This is a genomic window from Saccharicrinis sp. 156 (assembly GCF_050589685.1).
Classification (GTDB): Bacteria; Bacteroidota; Bacteroidia; order Bacteroidales; family Marinilabiliaceae; genus Saccharicrinis.
The window spans coordinates 167,245-193,400 of the sequence record NZ_JBNGOS010000005.1 but is presented as its reverse complement, the minus strand read 5'-3'; the positions used below and the strand labels follow the sequence as shown (position 1 = coordinate 193,400).

General features: G+C 39.8%; 22 protein-coding genes. 9 read left to right on the top strand and 13 right to left on the bottom strand.

Annotation, left to right across the window (positions count from 1 at the left end):
- From ACRD64_RS04485 to ACRD64_RS04470, 4 genes are all read left to right on the top strand, one after another.
- Window positions 1–1,176: a redoxin domain-containing protein gene (locus tag ACRD64_RS04485; RefSeq protein WP_430932020.1), complete on the top strand. Its 1,176-nt coding sequence runs from the start codon at window positions 1–3 to the stop codon at window positions 1,174–1,176.
- 103 nt (window positions 1,177–1,279) lie between these two features.
- Complete coding sequence (locus tag ACRD64_RS04480) at window positions 1,280–2,032, top strand: UDP-2,3-diacylglucosamine diphosphatase (protein WP_430932018.1); 753 nt, start codon at window positions 1,280–1,282, stop codon at window positions 2,030–2,032.
- A gap of 97 nt (window positions 2,033–2,129) precedes the next feature.
- On the top strand, window positions 2,130–3,206 hold the full coding sequence (locus ACRD64_RS04475) for a 3-oxoacyl-ACP synthase III family protein (protein WP_430932017.1): 1,077 nt from the start codon (window positions 2,130–2,132) through the stop codon (window positions 3,204–3,206).
- A 406-nt stretch (window positions 3,207–3,612) separates the two neighbouring features.
- The gene (locus tag ACRD64_RS04470) at window positions 3,613–4,905 is read left to right on the top strand and encodes a DNA recombination protein RmuC (protein WP_430932016.1); all 1,293 of its coding nucleotides are present in this window, start codon (window positions 3,613–3,615) and stop codon (window positions 4,903–4,905) included.
- 63 nt (window positions 4,906–4,968) lie between these two features.
- Here ACRD64_RS04470 and ACRD64_RS04465 read toward each other — a convergent pair whose 3' ends face one another.
- From ACRD64_RS04465 to ACRD64_RS04450, 4 genes are all read right to left on the bottom strand, one after another.
- A complete protein-coding gene (locus ACRD64_RS04465; protein WP_430932015.1) occupies window positions 4,969–5,988 on the bottom strand; it encodes a glycosyltransferase in 1,020 nt (339 codons plus the stop codon).
- Between the two features lie 171 nt (window positions 5,989–6,159).
- Complete coding sequence (locus ACRD64_RS04460) at window positions 6,160–7,254, bottom strand: SPOR domain-containing protein (protein ID WP_430932014.1); 1,095 nt, start codon at window positions 7,252–7,254, stop codon at window positions 6,160–6,162.
- Window positions 7,255–7,432: 178 nt separating this feature from the next.
- Window positions 7,433–8,392, bottom strand: a complete 960-nt coding sequence (locus tag ACRD64_RS04455) for a lysylphosphatidylglycerol synthase domain-containing protein (protein WP_430932013.1) — start codon at window positions 8,390–8,392, stop codon at window positions 7,433–7,435.
- On the bottom strand, window positions 8,389–9,375 hold the full coding sequence (locus ACRD64_RS04450; RefSeq protein WP_430932012.1) for a lysylphosphatidylglycerol synthase transmembrane domain-containing protein: 987 nt from the start codon (window positions 9,373–9,375) through the stop codon (window positions 8,389–8,391). Before ACRD64_RS04450 ends, ACRD64_RS04455 begins: the two co-directional genes overlap by 4 nt.
- 192 nt (window positions 9,376–9,567) lie before the next feature.
- Here ACRD64_RS04450 and rsmA point away from each other — a divergent pair, with 192 nt between their 5' ends.
- Together rsmA and mgtE are read left to right on the top strand one after the other, a co-directional pair.
- Window positions 9,568–10,353: a 16S rRNA (adenine(1518)-N(6)/adenine(1519)-N(6))-dimethyltransferase RsmA gene (gene rsmA, locus ACRD64_RS04445; RefSeq protein ID WP_430932011.1), complete on the top strand. Its 786-nt coding sequence runs from the start codon at window positions 9,568–9,570 to the stop codon at window positions 10,351–10,353.
- A 25-nt stretch (window positions 10,354–10,378) separates the two neighbouring features.
- Window positions 10,379–11,743 carry a magnesium transporter gene (mgtE, locus tag ACRD64_RS04440; RefSeq protein WP_430932010.1) on the top strand — a complete coding sequence of 455 codons (1,365 nt, stop codon included), beginning with the start codon at window positions 10,379–10,381 and terminating at the stop codon, window positions 11,741–11,743.
- Between the two features lie 163 nt (window positions 11,744–11,906).
- Here mgtE and ACRD64_RS04435 read toward each other — a convergent pair whose 3' ends face one another.
- Complete coding sequence (locus ACRD64_RS04435) at window positions 11,907–12,800, bottom strand: hypothetical protein (protein WP_430932009.1); 894 nt, start codon at window positions 12,798–12,800, stop codon at window positions 11,907–11,909.
- 363 nt (window positions 12,801–13,163) lie between these two features.
- On the opposite strand from ACRD64_RS04435, the gene ACRD64_RS04430 reads away from it, so the two are divergent.
- Both ACRD64_RS04430 and ACRD64_RS04425 read left to right on the top strand, forming a co-directional pair.
- Window positions 13,164–13,319 carry a hypothetical protein gene (locus ACRD64_RS04430; RefSeq protein WP_430932008.1) on the top strand — a complete coding sequence of 52 codons (156 nt, stop codon included), beginning with the start codon at window positions 13,164–13,166 and terminating at the stop codon, window positions 13,317–13,319.
- 158 nt (window positions 13,320–13,477) lie between these two features.
- Window positions 13,478–14,263 carry a GNAT family N-acetyltransferase gene (locus ACRD64_RS04425; protein WP_430932007.1) on the top strand — a complete coding sequence of 262 codons (786 nt, stop codon included), beginning with the start codon at window positions 13,478–13,480 and terminating at the stop codon, window positions 14,261–14,263.
- A 64-nt stretch (window positions 14,264–14,327) separates the two neighbouring features.
- Here ACRD64_RS04425 and ACRD64_RS04420 read toward each other — a convergent pair whose 3' ends face one another.
- The 8 genes from ACRD64_RS04420 to ACRD64_RS04385 form a co-directional block, all read right to left on the bottom strand.
- Window positions 14,328–16,703, bottom strand: a complete 2,376-nt coding sequence (locus ACRD64_RS04420) for a GMC family oxidoreductase N-terminal domain-containing protein (protein WP_430932006.1) — start codon at window positions 16,701–16,703, stop codon at window positions 14,328–14,330.
- On the bottom strand, window positions 16,700–18,436 hold the full coding sequence (locus ACRD64_RS04415; protein WP_430932005.1) for a metallophosphoesterase family protein: 1,737 nt from the start codon (window positions 18,434–18,436) through the stop codon (window positions 16,700–16,702). Before ACRD64_RS04415 ends, ACRD64_RS04420 begins: the two co-directional genes overlap by 4 nt.
- Window positions 18,426–19,859 (bottom strand): patatin-like phospholipase family protein, encoded by a 1,434-nt coding sequence (locus ACRD64_RS04410; protein WP_430932004.1) that lies wholly within the window; start codon window positions 19,857–19,859, stop codon window positions 18,426–18,428. Before ACRD64_RS04410 ends, ACRD64_RS04415 begins: the two co-directional genes overlap by 11 nt.
- Window positions 19,849–20,265, bottom strand: coding sequence for a DUF4345 family protein (locus ACRD64_RS04405; protein ID WP_430932003.1), 417 nt, complete (start codon window positions 20,263–20,265; stop codon window positions 19,849–19,851). Before ACRD64_RS04405 ends, ACRD64_RS04410 begins: the two co-directional genes overlap by 11 nt.
- Before the next feature lie 60 nt (window positions 20,266–20,325).
- A complete protein-coding gene (locus ACRD64_RS04400) occupies window positions 20,326–20,700 on the bottom strand; it encodes a hypothetical protein (protein WP_430932001.1) in 375 nt (124 codons plus the stop codon).
- A 66-nt stretch (window positions 20,701–20,766) separates the two neighbouring features.
- Complete coding sequence (locus ACRD64_RS04395; protein WP_430931999.1) at window positions 20,767–21,273, bottom strand: hypothetical protein; 507 nt, start codon at window positions 21,271–21,273, stop codon at window positions 20,767–20,769.
- A gap of 258 nt (window positions 21,274–21,531) precedes the next feature.
- Window positions 21,532–22,416, bottom strand: a complete 885-nt coding sequence (locus tag ACRD64_RS04390) for an acetoacetate decarboxylase family protein (protein WP_430931997.1) — start codon at window positions 22,414–22,416, stop codon at window positions 21,532–21,534.
- A 2-nt stretch (window positions 22,417–22,418) separates the two neighbouring features.
- Window positions 22,419–23,438 (bottom strand): hypothetical protein, encoded by a 1,020-nt coding sequence (locus tag ACRD64_RS04385; RefSeq protein ID WP_430931996.1) that lies wholly within the window; start codon window positions 23,436–23,438, stop codon window positions 22,419–22,421.
- A gap of 703 nt (window positions 23,439–24,141) precedes the next feature.
- On the opposite strand from ACRD64_RS04385, the gene ACRD64_RS04380 reads away from it, so the two are divergent.
- On the top strand, window positions 24,142–26,013 hold the full coding sequence (locus ACRD64_RS04380; protein WP_430931995.1) for a hypothetical protein: 1,872 nt from the start codon (window positions 24,142–24,144) through the stop codon (window positions 26,011–26,013).
- The last annotated feature ends 143 nt before the right edge of the window (window positions 26,014–26,156 follow it).

Sequence of the window (26,156 nt, the reverse complement as noted above, 5' to 3'; positions counted from 1 at the left end):
ATGAATACATCTCGAATCATACTTTTTTTAGGGTTTATACTCTTAGCGACGGCCTGTTCAAATAAAGACCAATTAAAGGTCAGCGGTAAAATTAATGGTGCCGAAGGAAAAACACTCTATTTTCAGCAACTAAATTTAGACGGAACCGTTGATTTGGATTCTATCAAACTCAAGGCAAATGGAAACTTTAAATTTTCGATTCCTCGCCTTGAATACCCCAGATTCCTTTTGTTAAAATTAGCGGACAACAACTTAATAACCCTGTTAGCGGATTCAACAGAAAAAATTGAAGTGACAGCGGAAAGTTCAAATTTAGCGGAAAGCTACAATGTTAAGAATTCAATGGGATCGTCGTATGTTAAAACGCTTAATCGTAAATTGGAGAATACGAAAAACGATATCGACAGTTTAGTTACTGTATTCAACAGCCTTCCCGAAACAGAAGAAGATGATAGAAAAAAGATTAGAGATGAAATGATTGAAATAGTAGACAAGCAAAAGGACTTTATCTTTGACTTTGTGATGACGAACTCTCGCTCCTTCGCTAGTTACTATGCTGTATTCCAACGCTTTGACGATGGAAGCCTTATTTTGAACCCTAATGAAAAAAAGGATTTGAATATATTTACTACTGTTGCCACCAGCCTTGATCTCTTGTATCCGGAATCACCAAGGGTTCAGCAATTAAAACAGTTTGTATTGAGCATTCAAAAAGAACAACGCACACAAGCGTTTACAGAGAAGCTAATGGCGGAAGGAAAAACTTTAGCATCGGTACCCGATATTGAGGAAGAAAACCTTAATGGTAAAAAAATAAAGCTTTCATCCCTGAACGGGAAAATGGTATTGCTGTCATTTTGGGCATCGTGGGACGCTAAATCCAGAATGGAGAACAAACGATTATTGAAAATATACAATAAGTACAAGCCTAAAGGCTTTGAGGTATACCAAGTATCTCTTGATAAAAGCAAATTGCTTTGGGAAGCTGCCGTCGAACAAGACAAACTTCCGTGGATAAATGTGAGTGACCTCAAATACACCAGCTCATATCCCGCTCGATTATACAACGTTCGGCAACTGCCGGCGAATTACCTGATCAGTAAAGAAGGTGAAATTATTGGTAAAGACTTATTTGGGAGAATTTTGGATGAGAAACTGGATGACTTACTTAACTAAATAACTTCAATAGAATATATTAAAGGGAAATTCGAACAGATTTTCCCTTTTTTGATATAATAAATCTAATATCTTTGTGCGTTTGTTTATGAAATAGATACAGTTGAAAAAAGGGGAAAAGATATATTTTGCATCGGATGTTCACTTGGGTGCTCCATCCATAAAAGATGGTAAAAAACACGAAAAGGTGTTTGTTGATTGGTTAGACTCCATAAAAGAAGACGCTGCAGAATTATATTTGCTTGGAGATATTTTTGACTTTTGGTTTGAGTATCAACATGTCGTTCCCAGAGGTTTCAGCCGGTTTTTGGGTAAAATATGCGAGTTTACCGATAAAGGTATACCTGTTCATTTTTTTACGGGTAACCACGATATCTGGGTTTTCGATTATCTTCCCAAAGAAACCGGAATGATAATCCATCGCGACCCTTTTAAAACCAAGCTTAACGGCAAAACATTCTATTTGGCCCACGGTGATGGTCTTGGTCCTTACGATAAGGCATACAATAGATTAAAATGGGTTTTTACCAATAAGTTTTTACAATGGATGTTTGCTCGAATCCACCCTAATTTTGCGGTTGGATTTGCCCGTAAATGGTCCAAACAGAGCAGATTGAAAAATGAAAACTCCAATGAGTCACAATTTCTGGGCGAAGACAAAGAATATTTGATGCTTCATGCCAGGGATGTTTTAGAAAAAGAACACTTCGATTACTTTGTATTTGGACACAGACACATCGCTCTGCACAAAGATTTTATGGATAACAGTCAGTTCGTATATCTTGGCGATTGGGTAAACCACAGGTCGTATGGCGTTTGGGACGGCACAAAGTTTGAGTTGAAGTTTTTACAATAGTAGTATATATATCATGGTACGAGTGCCATGATATATATACAGGCAGTTTTTGGGTAAATAAATTGCTGCAGATATACAATAGCAAAAATCGAAAATAATGAAAATTTATGCTGTCGCTACCGGCACGGGCTCTTATATCCCCCCGGTAGTGGTAAAAAACATTGATTTTGCCAGTCAACTGTTTTTAAATAGTGATGGCACAAAAATCGAAACTCCGGGAGAGGAAATTGTTCAAAAATTCGAACAGATTACTGACATTGTTGAGCGGAGATGCACGGATCAAAAACATGTTACATCAGACATAGCGACCTTCGCAGCGAAAAATGCTTTGGAGGCTGCCGGTTTTGATGGCGAAAAACTTGACTACATTATTGTTGCCCATAACCTGGGCGATATAAAACACGGCAGCCACTTTCCTGATACACTGCCGACCTTAGCTTCGAGAGTTAAGCAAAAGCTGAAGATAAAAAACCCAAGGACTATTGCATACGACATTACATTTGGCTGCCCGGGCTGGACACAAGCCATGATTCAGGCCAAATATTTTATTGAATCGGGTGATGCAAAAAGTGCCTTGGTTATTGGTGCCGACACTTTAAGCAGAATGATGGATCCCCACGACAGGGACTCCATGATTTTTGCCGACGGAGCGGGAGCTGCTCTTCTCGAGGCCGTTGAAAGCGAGGAGCCCGTGGGGATTCTCAAACATTCTGCCAGAACAGATACCGAAGAGCATCTGGATTTGCTTCAAATGGGAAATTCATACAACCCCGATCTTGAAGACGACCACATGTACCTTAAAATGCACGGGCGAAGATTATATAACTATGCACTCACCAACGTTCCCTTGTTGGCAAAGGAATGTTTGGATGCTAACAATTTAACTTTAACCGATGTTAAAAAGATTCTTATCCATCAGGCCAACGCAAAAATGGACGAAGCGATACTCAAACGCATTTATCGTTTATATGGCGAACGTAACGTGGATTACGATATTATGCCCATGACCATTAAAACATTGGGGAATAGCTCTGTGGCCACCGTACCAACTTTGTTCGACCTTATTGTTAAAGGTAAGCTAAACGGACAAAAATTAGAAAGTGGCGATTATGTGATGATGACCTCGGTTGGTGCCGGCATGAACATCAACGCATATATGTATAAGATGCCTTAGTGATTGATTAGCAGTGATCCGTTATTTATATGTCGAAGATGGGAATCGAGCCTTGAGGGGTGAGGTTTAATAGCCTGGGGCAAAACGTGGCAGAGCCCTAGGTTAGTAATGTAAATCAAACTGACGCATCACCGGTTTGAATAAATAGGCTAAGTTTCGTTATATCGCAATTTAGTAAATCATCCAGCAAAGAACCATTTTTCCCATCAATGGTTGCTCAAACCTTAGAGACATTTTTTATGGAAAATTTCAAAGGAACTAATACTAGTTATACATCAAAATGATTGATAAGACTTTTTGCCTATAATACCCCTTTGACAAAAAAAGTAGGTTTATTTTTTTAGGTATAATGCAATAAAAAACGTAAGGGTATTCATAGTTGAATATCCTTTTTTAATTTTGAATTATGGATTTACTTCAAATTACAATAGGGTTTACCGTTGGCTCATTCCTTGTTTCTGTTGTCAGCTTCATATTTTTCCATTCAAAAAAATCCGAAAACAAGATACAATCCATACGCCTGGAACTTGAGAACGAACAGTTCTCCAAAATCAATACCGAATTACAAGAACAATTGACAAGCGTGCAAAACGAACTTGTTCAGGCTAAATTACATGTTGCGGCAGTCGATACGGAGAACTCGAATCTTATTAAAACCAATAACGAAAAAGCTAAAGAGTTACAAGAGTTGCAGGAGAAACTTACACTTGAGTTTGAAAACATAGCCAATCGCGTGCTTAGCCACAGGAGCAAAGAGATCAGTGAGCAAAACCATCAAAAACTTTCTGACCTTTTGTCTCCGCTAAAAGAAAAGATAATCCAATTCGAGAAGAAAGTTGAAGATACCTACGATAAGGAAGTAAGGGACAAACTAAGCTTGCAGGCTGAGGTGAAACGCTTATTTGATCTGAACCATAAAATAAGTGAAGAAGCCGGTAATCTAACCCGTGCCCTGAAGGGGGATGTAAAAAAAATGGGAAATTGGGGCGAAATGATTTTGGAACGCGTTCTAGAGCAATCGGGACTCACCAAAGGGCGGGAATACAGAAGGGAAGTTCTTGGCAAAAATTCTGAAGGACAATCCATACGACCCGACGTAATTATAGACTTACCCGAGAACAAACATCTCATTATTGACTCCAAGCTGTCACTCACAGCATACGACGAATACGTTAATGCCAGTGCAAAGGAAGAACAGGAACATGCTATTAAAAGACACAAAACAAGCCTTAGGGAGCACATAAAAGGTTTGCATGAGAAAAATTACGCAGCGGCAACCCATATAAACTCACCTGATTTTGTTTTGATGTTTATTCCTGTTGAGGCCTCTTTTGCGGTAGCCATTGAAGCAGACAAAGATTTGTTCACATTTGCCTGGGACCGGAAAATAGTTCCGGTTAGCCCATCTACATTATTGGCTACCCTTAAAACGATCTCGTCCATCTGGAAACAGGAAAATCAGACGAAAAATGCCCAGGAAATCGCCGAGCAAAGCGGGGCTTTGTATGACAAGCTGGTTAACTTTTTAACCGACCTGGATAAGATAGGCCAAAATATCCATCAGCTGCAAAACAATTACTCCGCATCCATGCTGAAACTGCAAAATGGCCGGGGCAACCTGATTTCAAAGGCCGAAAAAATAAAGGAATTAGGGGCCAAAAACAACAAAAGCATCCCTGATAAATTTATACACGATTAAATGGGCTTAAGCTTTGGTTTGGCTATGCGAATTGATGGCGAAAATTTACCTCCTTCCTATATTTCAAATCGCTCTTCCCTTCCATTCTTGATGGCTAAAAGCAGCATTATATACCGATATAACAATATAAAGTGGATAAACACATGCTATCCAAATGTAGTTTTTAAACTTAATTGGCACATTAAAAAATTTGGCACCTTTATTAATAAGCACATAATCAAACATCATTTTAATGATGCCCCACGTTATTGTCCATAATCCGATGTAACTATCTATAATAAATATGATGGGTATTGCTGCCAACATTAAATTGGTTAAAAAAACCAGCCAGGCCACAAAAAGGGTAAAAAAGTCGGTATAGCCTTTACTCTTTGAAGCCCAACGGACCCTTTGCTTCAGGAAATCTTTCATTTTCTTTTGAGGAAAAGTCTCCACTATAGAATCTTTATTCTTTAGAAACCTGATTTCTTTTTGATTAGCCACACAAAACTGCAACAGAAAAATATCATCGCCTGAAGCATATCCGTTCTGTAATTGCGGGATTGCATTTAGCCATACGCTCTTTTTTACTGCCAAATTGGCCCCATTACACATGATGGCCCTTTCGGATCCAATTGCACCTGCACCAGAAGTTACCAAGCTTAAAAAATCGATACTTTGAAATAATTCGAATTTGCTTTCAGGACGAATGAGCACCACCGCCCCCACCAATAAATCCACTTTATACTCTCCCAAAAATCGAGAAATGCTTCTTAACCAATTGGGCGGATGAATACAGTCGGCATCCGTAAAAACAACATAGTCGGACTGTGCCTCCCCAACTCCGGTTTCCAACGCGGCTTTTTTTCCGACCCCTTTATTTTTTAATATAACAAAACGATCTAAATCTGCAGTTAAATTACGGGCTAACTCATAGGAGCCATCCGAACTACCATCATCAACAAGTATAATTTCGTGCTCTTTGTCGGTTTGCTGCTGTAACCCACTTATAAGTTTTGTAATGTTTTTATTTTCATTTCGGAAGGCGATTATACAGGACAACTGTACCATGTTGGCAGTCGGTGCCGGACTATACGCACTCATATTATTCCATCCTTTCACAAAGCATGCAATAGTGAAACAATAAGCTCCAAAAATGAAACACAACATAATGATAAGGGCATACAACATTATATGTACGTCAGAAGTTAAAATATGGGTAAAAAAATCCCGAATCCAATAAATGGATCCGGGAAAATATATTGAGAATTTCAATTACTTGATAGTATATAGCCAGCTTTCAATCTTTTGCTCAAGGATCTCCTGTTGCCTGGCTTCGACTTTCGAATAAGAAATGTTCGAATCAATACTCACCAAAAACATTTTGCCTTTTGTAATCACTTGGGCCTTGGTGTAACCTTGTCCTTTAAGCTTATCCACCATGTTTTTGGCATTAGTGACTTCCGAAAAACCTCCAACGATAATGTGTATTTGTCCCTTCATGGGCGGTACACCAGAAGTTATAGTTTTTTCAACCTCTGGAACTTTCTTCACCGGGGGTTTAACCGTTACCGTATCCTTAACAACCGGCTTTACAGGTACCGGTTTTACAATTTCCTTTTTTACAACTTTCGGTTTTTCGGTTTTTGGCTTCTTGATCAACAAGAAAAAAGCACCCAATCCAATTATTATAATTGCTGCAACTATTAGAAACAATACCAGCCCTTTATTGCCGTTTCCCTTTTTGTTTTCACTAACCGGTTCAGGCTTTTTTAGTTGTACTTTTTTTTCTTCCGTTTTCTCACTTATCGGAGCTGTAACCGCAGGCGGTACTATTACCTTTTTTTCCTGATTAGGTTTATCCCATGTTTCTTTAACTCCCTCTTTCTTGTTATCAAGAAATTCTTCCTTACTTTTATTTTCCGGTTTATCAACATCCAATACAAAAACCTTTTTTTCCGGTTCTTCAGCCGACTCTTCTTTTACTTCCGCTTCCGTATTTTCTGTCGCCTTTTCATCTTTAGGTACCGATTCCTTGTTCAACATATCGGCAAAGTCCTCAGCCTGCTGAAAGCGCAAAATTCCGTTGTCGTCCTTTTTAAAGGATCCTAGCTTATTAATATTGTACGTACCTGTCTCATCCAGCTGTTTTTTCAGTATGTCCACGTATTCAAACACCTGATCGGTAGCAGTGATCGCATCAATACCTTTTTTTTCGGCTATGTAATTCACCAATAAGCCATCATTGAAACTTAAAAAGTTATTAAATAATATACTTGCCCCATGCTCTTTTGAAACAATGAATGCTCCAAAGTTTGGGATGATAACTCTATTATTTTCTGAAATTAATTCTAGAATATATTTTTCCATTATGGTTTTTTATCGGTTTTCAAGGTTAATACAAGGAAAAATCGAACTAAAGATAATGAGTTTTTAAGAATTAAAGATAATTTACTGCAAAACTTTAGTCCCTGTAAAACAGGTCTTCAAAGAAAAGCCATAAAATGAGTTGCAAGAACCGAATCCGTCCATGCTTCCACTAACTATCTCAATACTTGACTTTTACTTCTTTACCGAACAGTATTAGCGTACACCCAACCAAGGCTGGAACAGCTTGATTTAAAAGCCATAATGTCGTTACTATCAACACAATATAAACATCGGACAATCCAAAATCCGAGAATACAAACAAAGCAACAGAACCCCTGACTCCTAAATCTGCAATAAAAAATGAGGGTGCTACGGTGATCAGCATAAAATAAACAGGAATCATCAGCAGTGACTCCAAGGTTATACTATATCCCAAATACCATAACAATAGCAACAACTGGAAATTATAGATCAAATATCGCAAAAAGCTATATCCAAATATCAAAGTAAGATTACTTATGGTCATTGACAATAGTTCCTCAACGGGTCGCTTTATTCTTTTTTGATAAAAGAATCGCTTTAACGCTTGTTTCAACCATTGTCTTTTTAATGTTACAACAAACATCACGGATACAATTACACCCAAAAACAAAATGTACATTCCTGATCTTAGCGAAAGATTTATTGAAAAATGCTCCCAGCTAAAAGCAAAACATAAAGCACCTATAACAAATATGATTATATTTTGAATAATACCGCCAATATAATTTAGTACTGTAGCCTTAGCCCACCATTTTTTAGACAAATGCATTATACGACCGACAGGTTCGCCAATTTTGGCCGGAGTGAATATACCGGACGCAAATCCTGCCAAAACCATATTTATGGATTGCCTGAACTGAAGCGTTAGCAATGACCTTAGTAACCATTGCCATTTTTTAGTTTCGAAGAAAATGTTCAAACACAGCAAGAACAATTGCGCTATGGCTAATATTGGCAACGAATTATAGGCCGACTCGGTAATTTCCGGCACAGAAAGATCCTCGCCATATTGAAGCAATCGATAGAATACATAAATAAAACTAGCTATAACAATAATAGCTCCCAGCCACTTTCCCTTTTCGAGCTGATTGCTCATTTAATAACATTGCGGTTGATAAGAGGAAGAATAAACATAGAAACAATACCAAGGACAACAATCATGGCGTTTATCGAACTCCATACAATAAGGGCAAATGCAGCACCCTGATTCTCCGATATACCATACATTTGCAGCGTGGCAATAACCATAAAGTGCCACGGCCCCATTCCTCCCTGAACAGGTGCCACCATACCCAAACTACCCAGTACAAAAGCAGCTAGTCCGGCCAATGGGGTAAGATGCGATGTAAATTCGAAGGCGAAAAAACATACATAGATCATTAAAAAATACATGGCCCAAATAAAAATGGTATGTATTATAAACAACCACTTATTTTTAATATCCCTGACTGCCAAAAATCCTTCGGCAAACTTGGCCCATAGTGCTTTTAATTTAAAATATGGCGATGTTTGCGAAAACCATTTCTTAAAAAACCGCAAAACCAAAACCATTGCCAGAATACCTACAAAGGTCCATATGGAAGTAAAAATGTCCGAGAACTTGCTAAAATCCGTATTCTTAAAAAGAAACTCGGTAACCACGCTAAACTGTAAGGACAAAACCAGTAACAAGCAAACGAATAGCATTATTACGTCCATAAGGCGCTCTACCACCACCGTGCCAATCAATCTCGATACCGAAACCTTTTCGTAACGACTTAGGACTCCACACCTTGAAATTTCGCCCATCCGCGGAATTAACAGATTGGCAAAATACCCAATCATTACAGCGAAAAAGGTGTTGGTGATCCGGGTCTTCTTTTCAACAGGCTCAATTAACATTTGCCACCTGATTGTTCGGCTAAAATGGCTTGCCAATCCAACCACCATCGATAACAACAGCCACCAATAATTAATTCCCTTTTTGAGCGTTGCCCGAATTTCATGCATATCGTAATTACGATAAACAAACCACATCAAAAACCCCCCAATTGATAAATAAATAAGGAATTTAAGAGTATTAAGTAATAATTTCTTCAATGCGCTATAATTATAACCGACCCTTTCAGTAATATTAAGGATAAATAGATTTAAAATTTTACCTTTGCCGCAGATTTTACGAGTGCAATTTTATAAAAGATTATTTGTTTGACCAAAACCTTTTAGCATTAGTTTATGGTTTAAACTAACAAATTAAATAAAAGATACTTGGCTGATAATAAATACAAACAGATGAAAAAGGTCAAAGCAAAAAAGCACCTTGGTCAGCATTTTTTGACTGACGAGAGCATCGCCAAAAAAATTGCCGACAGCCTGATCAATCACCGAACCAATGTATTGGAGATTGGGCCTGGAATGGGTGTATTAACGAAACACCTCATCCCCCAACAGGGAATTAACCTAAAAGTGGTAGAGGTGGACTCGGAATCCGTGTCGTTTCTTGAAAAAAATTACCCGGAATTACGTGACAAAATTATTGCGGGGGATTTCTTAAAAATGGACCTGAAAGAAATTACCTCGGAACCATTGAGTATAATCGGCAATTTTCCTTACAATATTTCAAGTCAAATATTTTTTAAGGTGTTAGACTTCAAGGAGCAGATACCTGAAGTTGTGGGGATGCTGCAGAAAGAAGTTGCTGAAAGACTAGCAGCCCCTCCGGGAAGCAGGACTTATGGGATATTAAGTGTTTTTTTACAGGCCTATTATACGGTTGAGTATTTATTTACCGTACCGGAACATGTGTTTGATCCTCCGCCTAAGGTAAAATCCGGCGTCATACGTTTGGTTCGTAACCAAACCCAAAAATTGGATTGCGACGAAAAGTTGTTTTTCAGGGTTGTAAAAACCGGATTTAATCAGCGCAGAAAGACCTTGAGCAATTCACTAAAGTCCATTCAATTCAATAGGGAGAAAGTGCCGGAAATGGAAATCTTCAGCAAACGCCCTGAACAATTGGGAGTTCAGGAATTTGTAGAACTCACTAAGTTTATTCAAGCCAACCTACAACAGCAATAAAATTCCAATTAACACCATATAACTCATGGCTAAGTTCAAGTTAACCCGAGAATACGTAGACGGAATAAGGGATAAAATAGAAATTAAGGAAGAAAAGAAAATCCTGGAAAACCTAAGCGAACTGCACCCTGCTGATATTGCTGATCTTTACAGGGAACTTGACCTTGAAGAGGCCAAATATTTGTATTTGCTTGCGGACGACGAAACTGCTGCAGACGTAATCACCGAGCTAGAGGAGGACGAACGTAAACGTTTCTTAGACTCCTTGCCTAGTGAAGTCATTGCAAAGCGCTTTATCGACAAAATGGATTCGGATGATGCCGCCGACGTTTTAGGTGAGATGGACGATGACCGACAGCAAGAGGTTTTGTCACATATGGATGACGTTAAATCGGCAGGCGACATTGTTGACTTACTAAACTATGACGAAAATACGGCCGGCGGTTTAATGGCCAAGGAATTTATCAAGGTAAAAGAATCGTGGAACATAACAACCTGTTTGCGGAGCATGCGCCGCCAGGGCGAAGAGGTTGACGAGGTTTATTATGTGTACGTGGTGGATAACGATGGTATTTTGAAAGGAACACTATCCTTAAAGAGGCTGCTACTCAGTCCGGTCAACAAAACGGTAAAAGATATTTATAACGATGATTTAATCTCGGTCAAAACCGATGTATCGGGGGAAGAGGTAAGTTCCATCATGGAAAAATACGATTTGGTTGCTCTTCCGGTGGTTGATGGCATTGGACGTTTAGTAGGAAGAATCACCATTGATGATGTGGTGGATTTTATCAGGGAAGAAGCCGAGAAAGATTACCAACTTGCCTCCGGTATTACCGATGACGTGGAAACGTCCGATAGTGTTTGGGTACATACCAGAGCAAGAATGCCCTGGCTTGTTATTGGATTGCTTGGCGGTATATTTTCATCATTGGTCATTGGCCGCTACGAAGGTCTTATACAAACTTTCCCCGCCTTATCCTTTTTTACGGTAGTCATTGCGGCTATGGGAGGAAATACCGGAATGCAATCGTCGGCAATTATTGTGCAGTCAATCGCGTCAGGTCACATAAGTCTGGAATCAACCTGGATAAAACTGTTAAAAGAAATCTCGATTGCATTGATCAACGCCGGCGTTCTTTCAGGTTTAATACTGCTATTTAACATTGTAATGGGCGCAGAAACAGCATTGACCTACACGGTTTCAATTGCCATGTTTTCGGTTATTGTGTCAGCATCACTTTTTGGAACATTTATTCCTTTACTGATGAAAAAAATGAATATAGATCCTGCCGTTGCTACGGGCCCTTTCGTAACCACATTGAACGATATCATCGGAATGCTTATATACTTTACCATTGGTGCTATTTGTTATAGCACATTTTTATAAAAAAAAGAGGATGTACCAAAAGAACATCCTCTTTAATAACCAACACCTGTACTAATTGATATCGATTTGTTTCTAACATACCGCAACATTTCGCTAGCCTCATTTTACTGCTTCAGAAATCTTTCGGCATAAAACCATGCTGCATTAATTGTTTGAGCTGGTTTTATTTTTTATTAAATCTACCACCTAATGAAATTTCTTTTACATTTCCATCCTCGTCGGTTACCGTTGCTTTGTTATCGCATGTGTCGCTGCTTCCGTAATCTAACCAAACTGTTTTAGAAACATCATCTTTAACCCTAACAATCTCTACGTTACCCGAAAGCGGAAAACGACACACTCTTTCGCGGTAAACCGGAACAGTAATTTCGCGGGTAACGGAATAACCTTCCGAACTTGTACCGGAAGAACCTCCGGTAATCAAAAATGCATCGTCCCATACGTTTCTGGTATCATCGCCGGCTATCATAGTTCTTGTTCTGTCCACAGTCCTGGTCCAGGTAATTCCTTCGGTAGTTTCGATAGTGATGTTTATAACGGTAGAGAAATACCATTTATCGTCGTCGTTTTTTCCTTCGTTAGTGTACACTTTAGAACCACTAATTCCATTATCATTCACATAAAAGTCTTCAAACTCAACTGTTCTGGTCGCACCTTCTACCCAGTGGCGATTGGTAACGGTAACAATTACTTTCCCTCTTTTCATTCTGCCGAAACGGTCTTCGCAATTCTCTTCCCCAAAGTCAAAAGTTACTACTTTAGGGTATCTGGCATCCTCGGGGCGGTCAACATAAACCGTAGGACAACCTTGAGGCTCATCATCCTCCAGGGCACTTTTAAGTTCGCTTACCGCGGCCAATTCACTTTCTTGCGACAGGTAAACATCAATTTCGTCAAATATACTTTCCTCCAAATCTTCGATAGAAACAGATTGTTCAACCACGTCTGTATCTACATCGTCAGAATCCATGACAGCCGAATCATTCTTATCACATGCATTAAACATGAACAATCCTGCCATTAGCATTCCGCTTAAAATTAAATTTTTTGTTTTCATAATTTCCAGTTTTAATTTTTTTATCAACTTGCTTGTTTAATCCTGAACATGCTCTTTTTTGTTCTTCGTGTTCTTGGATAGATAAACTCACAAAAGGTTTAACGGAGTGGCAATTTTTTTTGATATTTTTTTAAAATATCCTCTATCCAACTACACTACTGATTGTTACATGTTTCTTCAATAAAGTAAAAATTACATACCTCTGCATTTATCAAGCAAGATTGATATCCTCTTAGCATAACAATTAAACCTGTAGGAGTTGAATATCAGGATAATTGCCTAACTTTATACTATGGTGGTATTTATACGAAAACAATGTATTATGTGCGCTAAACGACAGTATGACTAAAAAAAAGATGAAAGGTGAATTTCATCAATGACTATGAAGGTATTGGAGGGCACGAGCATTTCAGAGGTGATTTGACATTAATGTATTTTATACGTGTAGATCCGCCCACTGGCAAAATTGTTCATTTGCAGATGAAGCCCATGCAGATTAAACACCTGAAATTAAGTTAGGTATCAAGAACCGATGCATTATGGCTAAGTAACTCCTTAAACAGGGAAGGTGAAAAGTTTGGAACCCGGGTACAATTAAACAAGGATAATACCTTATGGCTGCAACTAATTTAGTTGATGAAAAATGTTGGTCTTTCTAAAATTGTAAATGTTAAGCTATGGATATCGTTGATTTGTCAGATAAAACCAGAGGGGACTATTTCACTTGCTTAGAAGAGTGGTCGGATGAGATGAAAGATGGTATTTGTCGCAAAGAATGCTGGTACAATACTATGGCGAAAAAAGGTTTGAGGGTGAAACTGGCCCGTAATGATGCAGGCATAATCGCCGGTATGATTCACTATGCCCCGATTGAACATTCCTGGATTGAAGGAGAAAATCTCTATTTTGTTTATTGCATCTGGGTACATGGGCACAAAAGGGGGCGTGGAGATTTAAGGAAGCGTGGAGTGGGCAAGGCGTTATTACGTGCAGCGGAAGAAGATGTAAAAAACCTCAAAGCTAAGGGATTGGTTGTTTGGGGATTAATATTACCATTTTTTATGCGTGCAGGATGGTTTAAAAAGCATGGGTACAAAAAGGCAGACAGAAAAGGCATCAGTGTGTTGTTGTGGAAAACGTTCACCGAGAATGCATCTCCTCCCCGATGGATCAGAGCGAAAAAGAAACCGAAACCAATCCCGGGCAAGGTAGTAGTTACAGCACTGTCAAATGGCTGGTGCTCCGGAATTAATGGCATGATAGAGCGTGCAAAACAAATCTCCGGTGAATTTGGGGATCAGGTAATCTTCCGCGAAATCGATATGAATAGCCGGGCAGCTGTACGGGAATGGGGTCTTTCGGATGGATTATTTATCGACGACAGGAATATTTACAAAGGGCCGCCACTGTCATCTGAAAAAATCAGGAAATTTATTAGTAGGAAGGTGAAGAAACTGAAATAGATAAAAAGAAAAGCTGTCCATTTAGTTGAACAGCCCCGCCTCTTTGCGTATTTATTTCGTTATTTTATTTCAACCCACCCTTAACAAAAGTGTCCCAGATATTGGCGGCAAAGAATTTCCCGAACGATGAAACCGAACCTATACCGGATTTTCCTTTTTCTACGTTGACCGGACGCATGGTGGTTAATTGTTTTACAAAATCTGCCATTTCAATTTTCAACTTTCCCTTACCTAGGACTTTTCCGGAATTATCCTTCCCATTATAAATAGTGATAAATAAGGTGGTAGTGTCAAGCCACACATCAACGCTATCGTTATTCTCAATTTCTTTATAACCAGAAAAATAATAGGTTTTACCTTCTTTACTTTTTAGTATAGCATTATATATCATTTTCTTTTTTTCGGAGCTTGATGGATCTGCTACGAACAGGTTAAATTCGCCCCGATAGGCCATCAGTGGATATGCGGATAGCTTGGGTGCTTCCATGGTGCCCAGCATTCCTGCCAGGTGATCCGGATCCGACAAAAAGGATTCCACATCTTCCGAACGAATTGTGAGTGTAAATTCAAAGGTCGAGTCTTGTTGTTTTCCAAGTTTGAAAGCCTCTTCATAATCCTCTTTTTCGTCCAGAGAGAAGTATCCTTTCATAGTTTCCGTAAATTGAACGCCTTGTTTTATTGGCATATTTGCTTTTACTTCCAACATCTCAAACCCATAAGGTATTTGCCTGTTCATATCATGTGCAATCAACTTACAATTTCGTTCTGCCATGCCGCTAATCGTCAATAACGGATTAGTGCCAACCGGCCGGGGAAGTATTGCCCCATCCATCACAAACAGACCGGGATGCAGGGTATTGCCCAATTTCCCCTTAAATACCTGTCCCTTGTGATCTACAACGCCCGATGAAGCATCATCGCCCATGATGCACCCCCCTAACGGATGAACGGTAACCAGGTCGTAATTCATCAGCTTGGTCCAGCTTGGGTTTTTAATATAATTTCCGCCCAGCGCCTTAGTCGCTTCTTTTAATTTATTACTTACCTTTTTAAATATCTCATCTTTACCAACACCCTTCCAATTGATTTTCAGATGGTCGTTTTTCAATTCCATTTCCCCATCCCCGCTATCATGCGTCATTACCAGATAAACTTGCGTATGGTTAATGGCTCCTCTATAGGCACCCCCAATCCAACTAAGAAACTCACGCCATTTTTCCTTTATATAGTCCGTAAATCCCCTGTCCGTATCTCGCCCGACAAGTCGCGACAAACTGGTAAGTGCCGGAATCATAATGGATTTGATGGGTGCAGGAACGGTACCTTCTTCCAAGGTCATGCCTTCTTCCAATTCTTCTTTGTTTCGTATATCTATGACACTGGTAATGCATGGGCCAACCTTGAAAATCTTTTTATCGCCGCCCTCGTTACACTCAGGTTTATTGTTGCCCGTTTTTTCACCCAGGCCAATCCCATTAATTTTAACATCGTTATTATATCCGAATCCCAACACATCACCATTACCGCTAAAACGCTTGCCCAGCATATCCGAAACATCCAGCCCTTTTTCGGCTGACCTAAATAATATTTCGGTACTACCCAAAGATCCTGCACAAACAAAAACGCTATCAGCTGAAATTACCAAAGGAGGCGCATCAAACTTCTCTCGTCCTGTGTTATACAGATTGCAATAAACCCGCCATTTGTTTTCGTTCCGTTCGATGTGGGAAACCCCGATTTCTGTAAAAATTTGTGCTCCATGATTTACCGCATCCGGCAGGTAATTCATGGCTGTCGTGTTCTTTGCCCCATGATTACAACCCGTAACGCAATCGCCACAATTGATGCATTTGCATTGTTTTATTCCAACATGGTTTACTTTGTTTTCGAAGTTTACATTGATGTCCAGTAATCGGAAGTTCTCTTGCATAGCTGCTGCCGATTTACGCATCCCTTCGGTTTTGGCCAAAACAGGATAACCGTTTTTTCCTTCGGGATAAGGAACAGGCTTTAACATATCCCAAGCCACGGCAATGCCTTCCTTCAATGTATCCATATTGTTTCGTATGGCGATGGGCCACAGGGAATCATCAAACACGCGCTCTTCCGCCTCGATAGAAACGTTGGCATTCACCAGCGAGGTACCTCCAAGTCCGCATCCTTTAAATACGCTGATATCTTTACCGATGACAAACTCGTACAAACCATTATTGTCGCCAATATCTGTCTTACCCTTGTTTATCTGCATTTCTTTGCCTGCTTCCAACAGTTTATCCGGAAATTCTCCGGGAAGAAATTCTTTTCCTTTTTCCAGCAGACATACTTTTTTGTTCAATCGCGACATTCTTGAAGCAGCTATACTGCCGCCATAACCGGAACCTATTACTATTACTTCGTATTCCGATTTTAATTCTGTGATGGGTTTCGATAATCTGTTCATGGCCTAAAGTTTATTTCTATTGGTTTGTCTTCTAATAAATTGTATTGGATTTCATCACCCTCGAATTTTGGTTTTTCTACGGTACCTACATTTTTCCAATTGGTAACAATATTCTTAAGGCCTATTGGATAAATGGTGAGTTTGTCTTTGGCAAGATGTATTCTCAGGAAATTTTTGAATCCTTCGTGCCGGTATGAGGATGATCCCTCATTGGCATGATTCTTTAAGACAAGAATACTGAAAGAAAGATAAATGCCAAAGATAATACCCACGCTTAATCCACCTAAAACCATCATTTCCACTCCAAACAATAAAGCCTGGTAACTTTGGTTTATATCCAGATGAAGAATATTAAGGTTCCATATTGAAAACACCCAAATCCAGCAATAAAGATTGGTAATTTGCGCTGTGGCATGAAAAAAACCTCCTAGAAGTAGGTTCCACTTTTTTAAACCTAGTGAAACATCAGTAAAAAAGAGTATTCCAAGGAATAATACCGCATTTAATAAAAATACTGAAGGACTATGCTGTACGGTTTTCCATATAATACTCAAATAATTGTCGATATTACTGATAGAAAATGCAAGCTCAGCTACGGTTTCCATAAAAGTAGTGCCTGTTGAACTAACATTGTTACTCTGAATAATCCACGAAGTTAAAATATGAATGGCAGCTAAAAACAGACAAAAACTCCAGTTGTAGAAAGGGAATAACAGGTTCCGCCATGAAAGATTCTTTGATTGTTTAAAATTGGGAAATGTACATTTCAGTTCGGCTTTTGATTCATTGGGGAAACTAAACTTGTCCTTTAAGAAATGGGTAGGATGCATAAACGCCCCGCCACCACCAGCTGTAATCAACTGGGATATTTTTCCGTCTACATCCTTTTTCTCATATCTTGAATAGTGATGCAAATCCCCGGTCAATATAACTTCGATATGAAAATGGGCGTTTTGTTTTTCACCTTCTTTCCGAAGGCTTTCGATAAAGAAGTTCAACCTCTCTTCATCATCAAATTTACCGGATGTAGAGCCATAGACCCAGGTTGGTTGTGCCGTGCACAGAATTATTTTATCTCCTGATTGAAAACACCTTCCGGCCACCTCTTTAAAGTAACTCAGTTGGGGTTCGTCAATATCGCCCATCAATTGAATATCGATACCTAATAGCCAGTACCGGTGCGGTAGTTGAAGTGCAAAATAGCTTCTTTTTTGTTGGGTAAGCCAGTTGCCCAGTGCCCGCCCTTGACAGAACAAACGCATAAAATTGGTTAACCCGTCGTACCAATCGTGGTTGCCGGGGATGACAAAAAGTTTTGGCTTCAATTCTTTGGCCTGTTTTTCCTCATCGATCCATGGGAATGCAGCATTGTACGGACCTTGAAGCCTGTTTTTATATTCATGGATTTCGGGTGTAGGATAAACTTCGTCACCCCCCATCACCAGAATATCGCCACGAGGTAAATTCTTATTATTTACTTGTATTTCATCTTGAGCCATCAGGTGGGCCATGGTATAAGTAGGGTTGAATCCGTCGCCTAAATCGGAAATATAATCGATCCAAAGCTCTTCCTTATCAGACAAATCAAAGGGTTGGTCCTGCCTGGCAAAGGCCTGCATCTCCCTTTTGTCGGAATAGCTTCCAAAAACTACAGACACCACGGCTTTTACGCCGGTACTCATAAGTTGGGCCACATCAAACCACCCCACCATTGGTTTTCTTTCAAATTTCATAGTTCATCAGTTTTAATCCCATGCGATATTTTAATCCGATACCTCCCGATTTTCCGTCCTGCCTTCGGATATTTGTGCTATACCAGGAATCTGCTCTTTCCTTTATGTCCTGATATAACCTGCCTTCCATTCTATCTTCGTTTTCATCTGCTTTTGCAATTGAAACATCAACATACTTAAATTCCAACCCTAGTAGCCAATCAACAACCGAACCCAGTTTCCAGCTTGCGGTCAACATGTATTTGTCATTTTTGTGGACAAAGGAACACGTAAGTTCCAATAATTTTTCACCTTCTACTTTTGCGCTTTTTACCAAATGATTAAAGCAAGGCACCTCCTTGCCCAAAACCTCAAAACTTACGCTTGAATATATTTTTAGGATGTCTCCATCGTTTTGAGCGGACAGGACCATGTATGTATAAAAGCTGACTTTACTTTCATCTTCATTGTTTGAAATGGTACCATGAAATTGATTGCGCATATTCAACCTAACTCCCGGATTCTTCATTTTAGTAGCTTCCTTATCCATGGGCAGTCCATCGGATGGTAAAGACTTCAAACTGGTTTTAGCATCCACATAGCCCATGTTGATCAGCGAACGGGCATCAATTTTATTAAAAAACAGATCCGGATCGAGCGGTAGCGGGAATTCCGGTTTAATAACAAAAAGCTTTACGGGCGTTTTCTGCCCGGATTCAGAATGACCTTGTTCTATCTGTTTATTGATCATATCTATTCTGGCGTACTCTTCCAACAAACCGCCATTGGCGCTCATTTCAATCATATGCACATATTGGTTAAGTGCTCCAGGCAAGTATGTTTCCGTATTGCCAATAGCCCAGACCAGCCATAGTTCGTCTGCACCCCGGTTCACTGCTTCCATTAAATTGGCATCTTTGATCCACACCGCATCAGAGTACCATTGTTCTTTAATTTGTATTCCCGGCATCACTATGGGCAGCGAAACACCGGCCACTAAATGATCCTCCCAAGCTTGATTATTTGGAATGGCCTCAATGGTTTTTTCAGAGAAGTTACATACATTAAAGGTGATATCGCCTTGGTTAAAACCATTGATTTTTTCAATGTTGATACCCAGGGCAGGGAATATTTTATTTCTGATTCCATCCGCGTCGGCATAACCCATCATATTTAAGGGTTTAAAATAATTCTTCAACGGTCGCATCGACATAAAATTTTTCATCTTCAGCTTACGCCATCGCTCTGCAATCTCGTGTGGGTTGCGTCCTGACGCCAGCATGCCCGCATTAAAAATCCCCCCTGATGTGCCATCCACATGATTAAACGAAACTCCTTGCTCATCCAACGCGATAAGAACGCCGGCTTGATAAGCCAAACGCATACCTCCACCAGCCAATATGAGTGACTTTTTGTTTTCCTGCGCGTTACTTTTAATCAGCATTTTTATATCTTATTTTAAACGTATAAATAAAAATCAATATCCAACCGGTTAACTCATGAAACATAAAAAACTGCATTAAACCGTTTGGCGTCCCTTCTACTATCCATGACATTACTCTTGCCAAAATTCCTGAGCCCATAATCACAAGGAACAGAATGTTAAATGATTTCTTAGTAAATATCATTCTTGTATAGAGTATGGAGAATAGACCAAACCCAAACTCCAGTGCCCGTAAAAAACGATATTGACTGAATAAATTTATGTATCCATAGTCTGCAAGAGTTTGGGGATCCAGATCAAACAGAAGGTTAAAGTCAAAGTAAGGATTGATAAAAGCACCCCAAAATCCCGCAAAAAGCAGGAGTACCACGTAGGGATAATAAAAGGAGTAGCTCAATATTTTCATGTACCTGTTATTTATCAAACCTTAATCACTTATTCCAGGGAGGTTGCAAATTTCATGTTGCTAATTCTCCAACTCTTTTAAATAATATAAAAAGAGTAGACCGGAGAATAAATCAAACAACGCCACTCCTGCTGCAATGGGTGCAAATATTCCGTTTAAAATCCCCACACCTACTGCAACAAATGCACCGAGTTTTTGCAAAGCACACCACAGAATGGCAGGTTTTTGCGGGTACGGGCTATAAATGGCATGTATCATCAAGCCGCCAAACAGGGTCATAAACATGCCAACAATGGCAAAAAAATGCGACGACGCTTCTGTAATTTCTCCTTGAATGATGTTTAGAACAGTTTGGGGCGATAACATTTGCACCAAACCGGAAAGTATGGTGGCAATGGAAATTATGATAACGACAAGGTTTAAATATCTACGCATGTGTTTTAATTTATTTTCATTGATCATATTGCCTGTGCTTTATTTCTATCGCTCTTTTAGAATGATCTAAATAATTGCACCGGCCACGCCTGTTTCATGGGCTTGTTTTAATTTAATGTCTGTTCGGAAAAAGTAAATCGCCATGGTGACCCACTGTAATGTCCAAATGCTTACCCTAATTCTATTGAGATTCATCCATTGATTTAAAACTATTTTAAGCCGCACCGGATCATCAACTCCTGCTGCCATCTCTTGGTTGTATTCAAAAATAAAATAGATGGTGAGGAGTGTGGCCAGAATCACCAATGTTAAAACAATGATGGGATACCATTTCAGGCTTGTTTTCCATTCTCCAAAAATAAATATGGCACAGCACAGCATCATCAGCATGGTCATGTACGTAAAAAAATCGGTGGCGGCCTGCACCTGCGGAACAAACTGCATATAGTAATTGTCCGGGGTTAATTCCGGTGCAGCAGGAAATGAGAATAAGACCAACGACCAGCCGGTCCCAAAATACATGGAAACACAGGCAAATAATACCACTTTGTTTAATGTCAGTAACTTTTTCATACGCTTGAAATTAGATAAGAGACTGATAAATAATAGTCGCCAAACACGAATGCTCAGAATTTTTTCTTATTAAATCCCTCCATGGAGGAATGTATACTTTAATGTATTGAACGCACAATAATCATAAGGTTGCATCCGTAAAAATAGGAAAGCACTGATATCCCAGGCAGCTTATAATTAACTTCCTACTGTCGATACAGCAGACGTTGTGCTATATAATTACAGTTGTGCTCTCCCCAGTTATTGACCCACTGCCGGTTATATCTTGAAATTATTATAATCCATTGACGGCGGTTCTAGCCAATCCTCGCTTAGCCCGAGATGGAAAATGCTTTCGAGTCCCTCGGGCATGCTTTTGGGAGGTTCATCATAAGTCATAAACCAGCAATCGAAATGATCATCGAGTATGCCGTTGGCCTGAGGCATAAACATGGTAAAAAACGGATCAGGATTAACATCAATATTCCGCAGGAACGACACCTTAGGATGGTCGCCAATAAACAGGTTGGCCTTTGCTTTGCCAAATAGGTTTACGCCTGCCTTTGAATTAAAATAAATGTAGGAAGCCATCAACATATTTCTGAAACGGCAATAATTGACGGTGCCCACTTTCAGCTTTAACGAGGATGACCTGGGACGGATAATCTCAATGCGAAAGGCAAAGTGTCCATCCTTTTCGTACTGACTGCTGACCATGTGGTCATCTATCTTAAAATCGAGATTGGCTTTGTGTTTGGGCATCCCCCAGATTCCTTTGCCACCTTTTACCGATATTTCGGAGCTAACAGGTAAGTCCAATATATACTGCCCCGTGCCATAGGTTTTCATCATCATGGCATTAAGGATGGGCGGAGCTGGTTTTTTACCATGCGTGCATCCAATGGCTATGCTGTACTCGATATACTTACCGATACTGGTATCCAAATAATTGATTACAGTTATCAGGAGCGCCGCTCTTCCGTTGGGCAACTTTAGGGCATGAATTTCATTTCCGGGCAGCAAGGCATTAGCCTTTTCCCAATCACAGGAAAACCCGGCCATCAGTGCAGGAGAATTTTTTGCACTCACCGGCAACTTATATGGGATATCGTCCACCAGGGCATATCGCCCTTCGTATCGCTTTATTCGTTTTGGTACTGCCATAGTTAATTTTTATTTAGTTCCTCAATCATAAGCGGAAAAACTTCCGCGGGGGCATCCTTGCCCCAAAAAACATCCAAATGACTATACTTATCAAGTATGTACAGCTTGTGATATCCGGGATGTATTTTTTCCAGATATTTAAAAGTATTTCTTTGGCTGTCGGGCAAAAAACAAAGGTTTTGCTTTCCCCCAAAGAGTATTATCCTTGCGTCGCTTTTTATGGGCTCGTCCACGTAGGTAGTTTGCTTTTTAGCCGGATCTACCGACATGAGTGCGCCTTTGTGAATACACATTTTAATATGTTCAAAAAATGAAACGGGTACCTCGGCAAACTCATGCTGAATCCAGTCCATCGTTTTTTCATCCAGATTCTCAAGTCGCCACAAGGCAGGAAACCCGGCACCATAGGTAAAGCTCACAAACTTGCCCACCGGTGTATCTCTTTCCCAATGTGTGGCAGAAACCATGAAACGGAGAATTTTTGATTTAAAATCAGGCGCATGAAGTCCCCAGGCAGGGTTAAGATATTTGTAAAAAAGCTTTATAAACGGCAGCAAATAATTAATCTTGAAAATGGAAAATTTAGGGACAACAGGATGAAGTGAAACGGCATTGCTTATGATGGTTTTCACCTGTGGAACCAGACCCAGGGCCACCGATATCATAAAGCTGGTGCTTCCCTGACAATGAATAATGGCCTTCATTTCCTGCCTGCCCGTTAATTCCATAATCTTTTGAACTGCCGCGGGGTGATCATTCAGCGCTGCCTGATCCAAATCCCATTGGTTCGGCTGTAAGTCGATACTCGCTCGCCAATTCTCGAGCCACACATCATAGCCCTCCTGCGCCAATTGAGTAACAAGATTATCTTTGATAGGAGGATTAAAAATATCCGCACGCACACCGGCACCATGCACCAAAAGCACCGGACCTCTGGAGGTATTGTTATGAATAAGGTGTTTTAAATTGCACTTTACCCCATCGTATGCATCGAACTCTATTGTTTCAAAATGATGATTCATTGGTTATAATCTCATTAAATTGCATGAACAGTCAGCAACATAACCGTTAATGTACACGCATGATGTTGGCACACGTTATAAGCATTAACTGCTAAAGATTAAATCATCTGGGGTTTATAGGAAATGTCAGGCTCCTTCGTTTCGTAACATTCGCCACTTGAAAGAAGCAAGGAACATCCCTAAAACGAGTCTAAAACTCAACAATTTGCAGAATATAATGATTAATTGAATGAATGTCAATGATTGTATTTCGTACGTATTAAAATAATTGACCAATCAATGAAAGTTGCATATATCATCAACCAAAGAGAAATACCAATCCTTACCTATACCGGCATGTTATGTTGTCTGCAAGTTAGTTGCAAAACTTTAAATGATGAATTAGGCTCTTTTCTTTAATGGTTCATCACTTACTCAAATTTCATCCATAGAAACAAGCTATTTATGTCTATGTAAATTATGTTTACGTAATACCGTGTTGACAGATGGAATCAAACGTCGTAACTTACCATATATGGTATCCATTTATTCAGATATCATTTGTCGACCCAACTTGGTCATACGGAATGACCTAAAGCATATTACTTTTCAACTATATATGACATAACTACCTACAAATATAACTGTAAGTGGTATAATTATTTAAGCGATCCTCCAGACAAGCTTAACAAACTCACATTTACTAACTTAAAATTTAAAAGTCATGCGATTTATTTTAAGAGGAAACCTTTACGGATTGCTTTGCCGCGAAAACAGAATTCCGGTAAAGAACACTATTGTACGACTTTATCGCTACAATAACCAAGATGCAGTGGTTGCAGCTACCAATGCGCTTCCCAAGGAATTATTTCAAATTTACTCCAAAGCTGAGGTGAGCGAAAAATCGAATGATTTGCTTGCCGAAACCAAAACCGATGAAAATGGCATGTACACATTCGATCTGGATGGGAACAAACTCAAGTATGATGGGGGACCTGTTGAAATTATACTTTACTACCCCGATGTTCCTGATTATGGCCAAGCCAACCAGAAGCCTCATAAGAACTTTAAAGAATTTGGTGTCCGTCTCAACATTTTCCAGCCCGGCTGGAGACAAACCAACGACAATAACTTGTACGCCACCTTTAATTATATTATCAGCACTAAAAACTGGTGCTACATTTTGTCTCTACATGACTTATGGTTTATATTCGGACAACTCACCGTTTGCCAAACCAACACTCCCATTCCCGGCGTTACGGTAACTGCAATGGACGATGATGTGATAAGCGATGATGAACTGGGAAGTGCGGTCACCAACTCAAACGGACAATTTATTATTGTTTATACTTCAAAAAAATTTAAAAAAACTTTCCTTTCACCATTGATCAATGTAGAAACACCATTGTTCCCATGGGGCAACGGTCCAGATGTATATTTCAAATATGCGACCTCTGCAGGAGAGTTTCACAAGGAGCCCTCATCGAGGGGCAGGATGAAAGATAGGGAAAACGTTGGCAATTGTTTCTGTGTAAATCTGTGTTTGGAAGAAGGGCCGCTTGATCCTCCTGAAACTGACGTAATTCCCGGTTTTTTCAAGATTGGACAAAACAGGGCATACCATATCCTGAATAACATTGACTCTACTACAGGCAGAACCATGGGTAAAGCAGTCGCAGGATGGAACGACCTTGCGTTTTTTTCTAACCTGAGTTTACTGGGCAGTTTAAACAAAAAAATCAACAGCAAACCGCTTGAATATAAATTCCAATATGAAGAATGGAATGCTCCGGGTGGCGCTGTGGTAACCCCATGGACTGATATTATGAAGCCCGACATCGCCAATACGGTAATTGGTTACACACAAGAACTTACCGGCGACATATTTAACCCCATAAAAATCACCGATTACGCGATACACCCTCATCCAGGTGAGATGGAGGTATTTTTTGATGCTTCTGACACTTGGGTTAAGGTACCACAGCTGAGTAACTTTGTGGTAAATACGAACGGGTTGCTGATTAACCTGATTTCTTCGAAACTAATGAGCGGGACAGTGAATATGGCGGGTCTTGTTCCGGGCAATAATGCGGCAAGCGTACAACCTTTGCAAAAGAATCGCTACTTCAAATTGCGCATGATTAAACGGGAAGAAGGAAATGCAGCCACGGAAACCATTGCGGGCACTTCCAAAGAGATCGCCCTGTTTAACTTGTTATACTCAGGAGTTCCACAGCGCGGATCGTGGTTGCCAGGCACTTCAACAGAACGAGGTGTAGCCTGTTTGGACATTAAAGAAATGACCGGTAGCGGATGTGTTAAAATAACAAATTCATTAACTGTTAAATACACTGCCGCTAATCCAAACCTTGGAAATGTGAGAGTTACTATGTCAGGTCCCGGTGGCCCGCACGTATTCCCGGCAATAGCGCACGATACAGCCGGAGAAGAAGCACACGGGGAAGTGGCTTACAGCGGAAGTGTGGCAGCATTACCCAATTGTGCATACATAGTATATGTACATGCCGATCTGAAACTTACAAATGGAGAATGGACACACCATGACATTTGGGATCATATGGCGTTCTGTAAATAGGAGATTTAACCCGCAATATTATAGGCTAGAAATTAGAGGTTAATCGTTAAAGGTTAACCTCTATTGCTTTTCATAACCCCAGGTTTGTTATTCGGAAATGGCCAATCTGCCCCCAAGGGTGACGAAAGTTTAGAATTTCGATG

Excerpts from the sequence above, each read along its gene's own strand:
- ACRD64_RS04475 (WP_430932017.1), top strand. The coding sequence starts at position 2,130 with ATGAAAATTTATGCTGTCGCTACCGGCACGGGCTCTTATATCCCCCCG.
- ACRD64_RS04465 (WP_430932015.1), bottom strand. The coding sequence starts at position 5,988 with ATGAGTGCGTATAGTCCGGCACCGACTGCCAACATGGTACAGTTGTCC.
- ACRD64_RS04420 (WP_430932006.1), bottom strand. The coding sequence starts at position 16,703 with ATGAACAGATTATCGAAACCCATCACAGAATTAAAATCGGAATACGAA.
- ACRD64_RS04380 (WP_430931995.1), top strand. The coding sequence starts at position 24,142 with ATGCGATTTATTTTAAGAGGAAACCTTTACGGATTGCTTTGCCGCGAA.
- ACRD64_RS04470 (WP_430932016.1), top strand. The coding sequence starts at position 3,613 with ATGGATTTACTTCAAATTACAATAGGGTTTACCGTTGGCTCATTCCTT.
- ACRD64_RS04415 (WP_430932005.1), bottom strand. The coding sequence starts at position 18,436 with ATGAAATTTGAAAGAAAACCAATGGTGGGGTGGTTTGATGTGGCCCAA.
- ACRD64_RS04425 (WP_430932007.1), top strand. The coding sequence starts at position 13,478 with ATGGATATCGTTGATTTGTCAGATAAAACCAGAGGGGACTATTTCACT.
- ACRD64_RS04405 (WP_430932003.1), bottom strand. The coding sequence starts at position 20,265 with ATGAAAATATTGAGCTACTCCTTTTATTATCCCTACGTGGTACTCCTG.
- ACRD64_RS04410 (WP_430932004.1), bottom strand. The coding sequence starts at position 19,859 with ATGCTGATTAAAAGTAACGCGCAGGAAAACAAAAAGTCACTCATATTG.
- mgtE (WP_430932010.1), top strand. The coding sequence starts at position 10,379 with ATGGCTAAGTTCAAGTTAACCCGAGAATACGTAGACGGAATAAGGGAT.
- rsmA (WP_430932011.1), top strand. The coding sequence starts at position 9,568 with ATGAAAAAGGTCAAAGCAAAAAAGCACCTTGGTCAGCATTTTTTGACT.
- ACRD64_RS04400 (WP_430932001.1), bottom strand. The coding sequence starts at position 20,700 with ATGCGTAGATATTTAAACCTTGTCGTTATCATAATTTCCATTGCCACC.
- ACRD64_RS04455 (WP_430932013.1), bottom strand. The coding sequence starts at position 8,392 with ATGAGCAATCAGCTCGAAAAGGGAAAGTGGCTGGGAGCTATTATTGTT.
- ACRD64_RS04460 (WP_430932014.1), bottom strand. The coding sequence starts at position 7,254 with ATGGAAAAATATATTCTAGAATTAATTTCAGAAAATAATAGAGTTATC.
- ACRD64_RS04395 (WP_430931999.1), bottom strand. The coding sequence starts at position 21,273 with ATGAAAAAGTTACTGACATTAAACAAAGTGGTATTATTTGCCTGTGTT.
- ACRD64_RS04485 (WP_430932020.1), top strand. The coding sequence starts at position 1 with ATGAATACATCTCGAATCATACTTTTTTTAGGGTTTATACTCTTAGCG.
- ACRD64_RS04385 (WP_430931996.1), bottom strand. The coding sequence starts at position 23,438 with ATGAATCATCATTTTGAAACAATAGAGTTCGATGCATACGATGGGGTA.
- ACRD64_RS04435 (WP_430932009.1), bottom strand. The coding sequence starts at position 12,800 with ATGAAAACAAAAAATTTAATTTTAAGCGGAATGCTAATGGCAGGATTG.
- ACRD64_RS04390 (WP_430931997.1), bottom strand. The coding sequence starts at position 22,416 with ATGGCAGTACCAAAACGAATAAAGCGATACGAAGGGCGATATGCCCTG.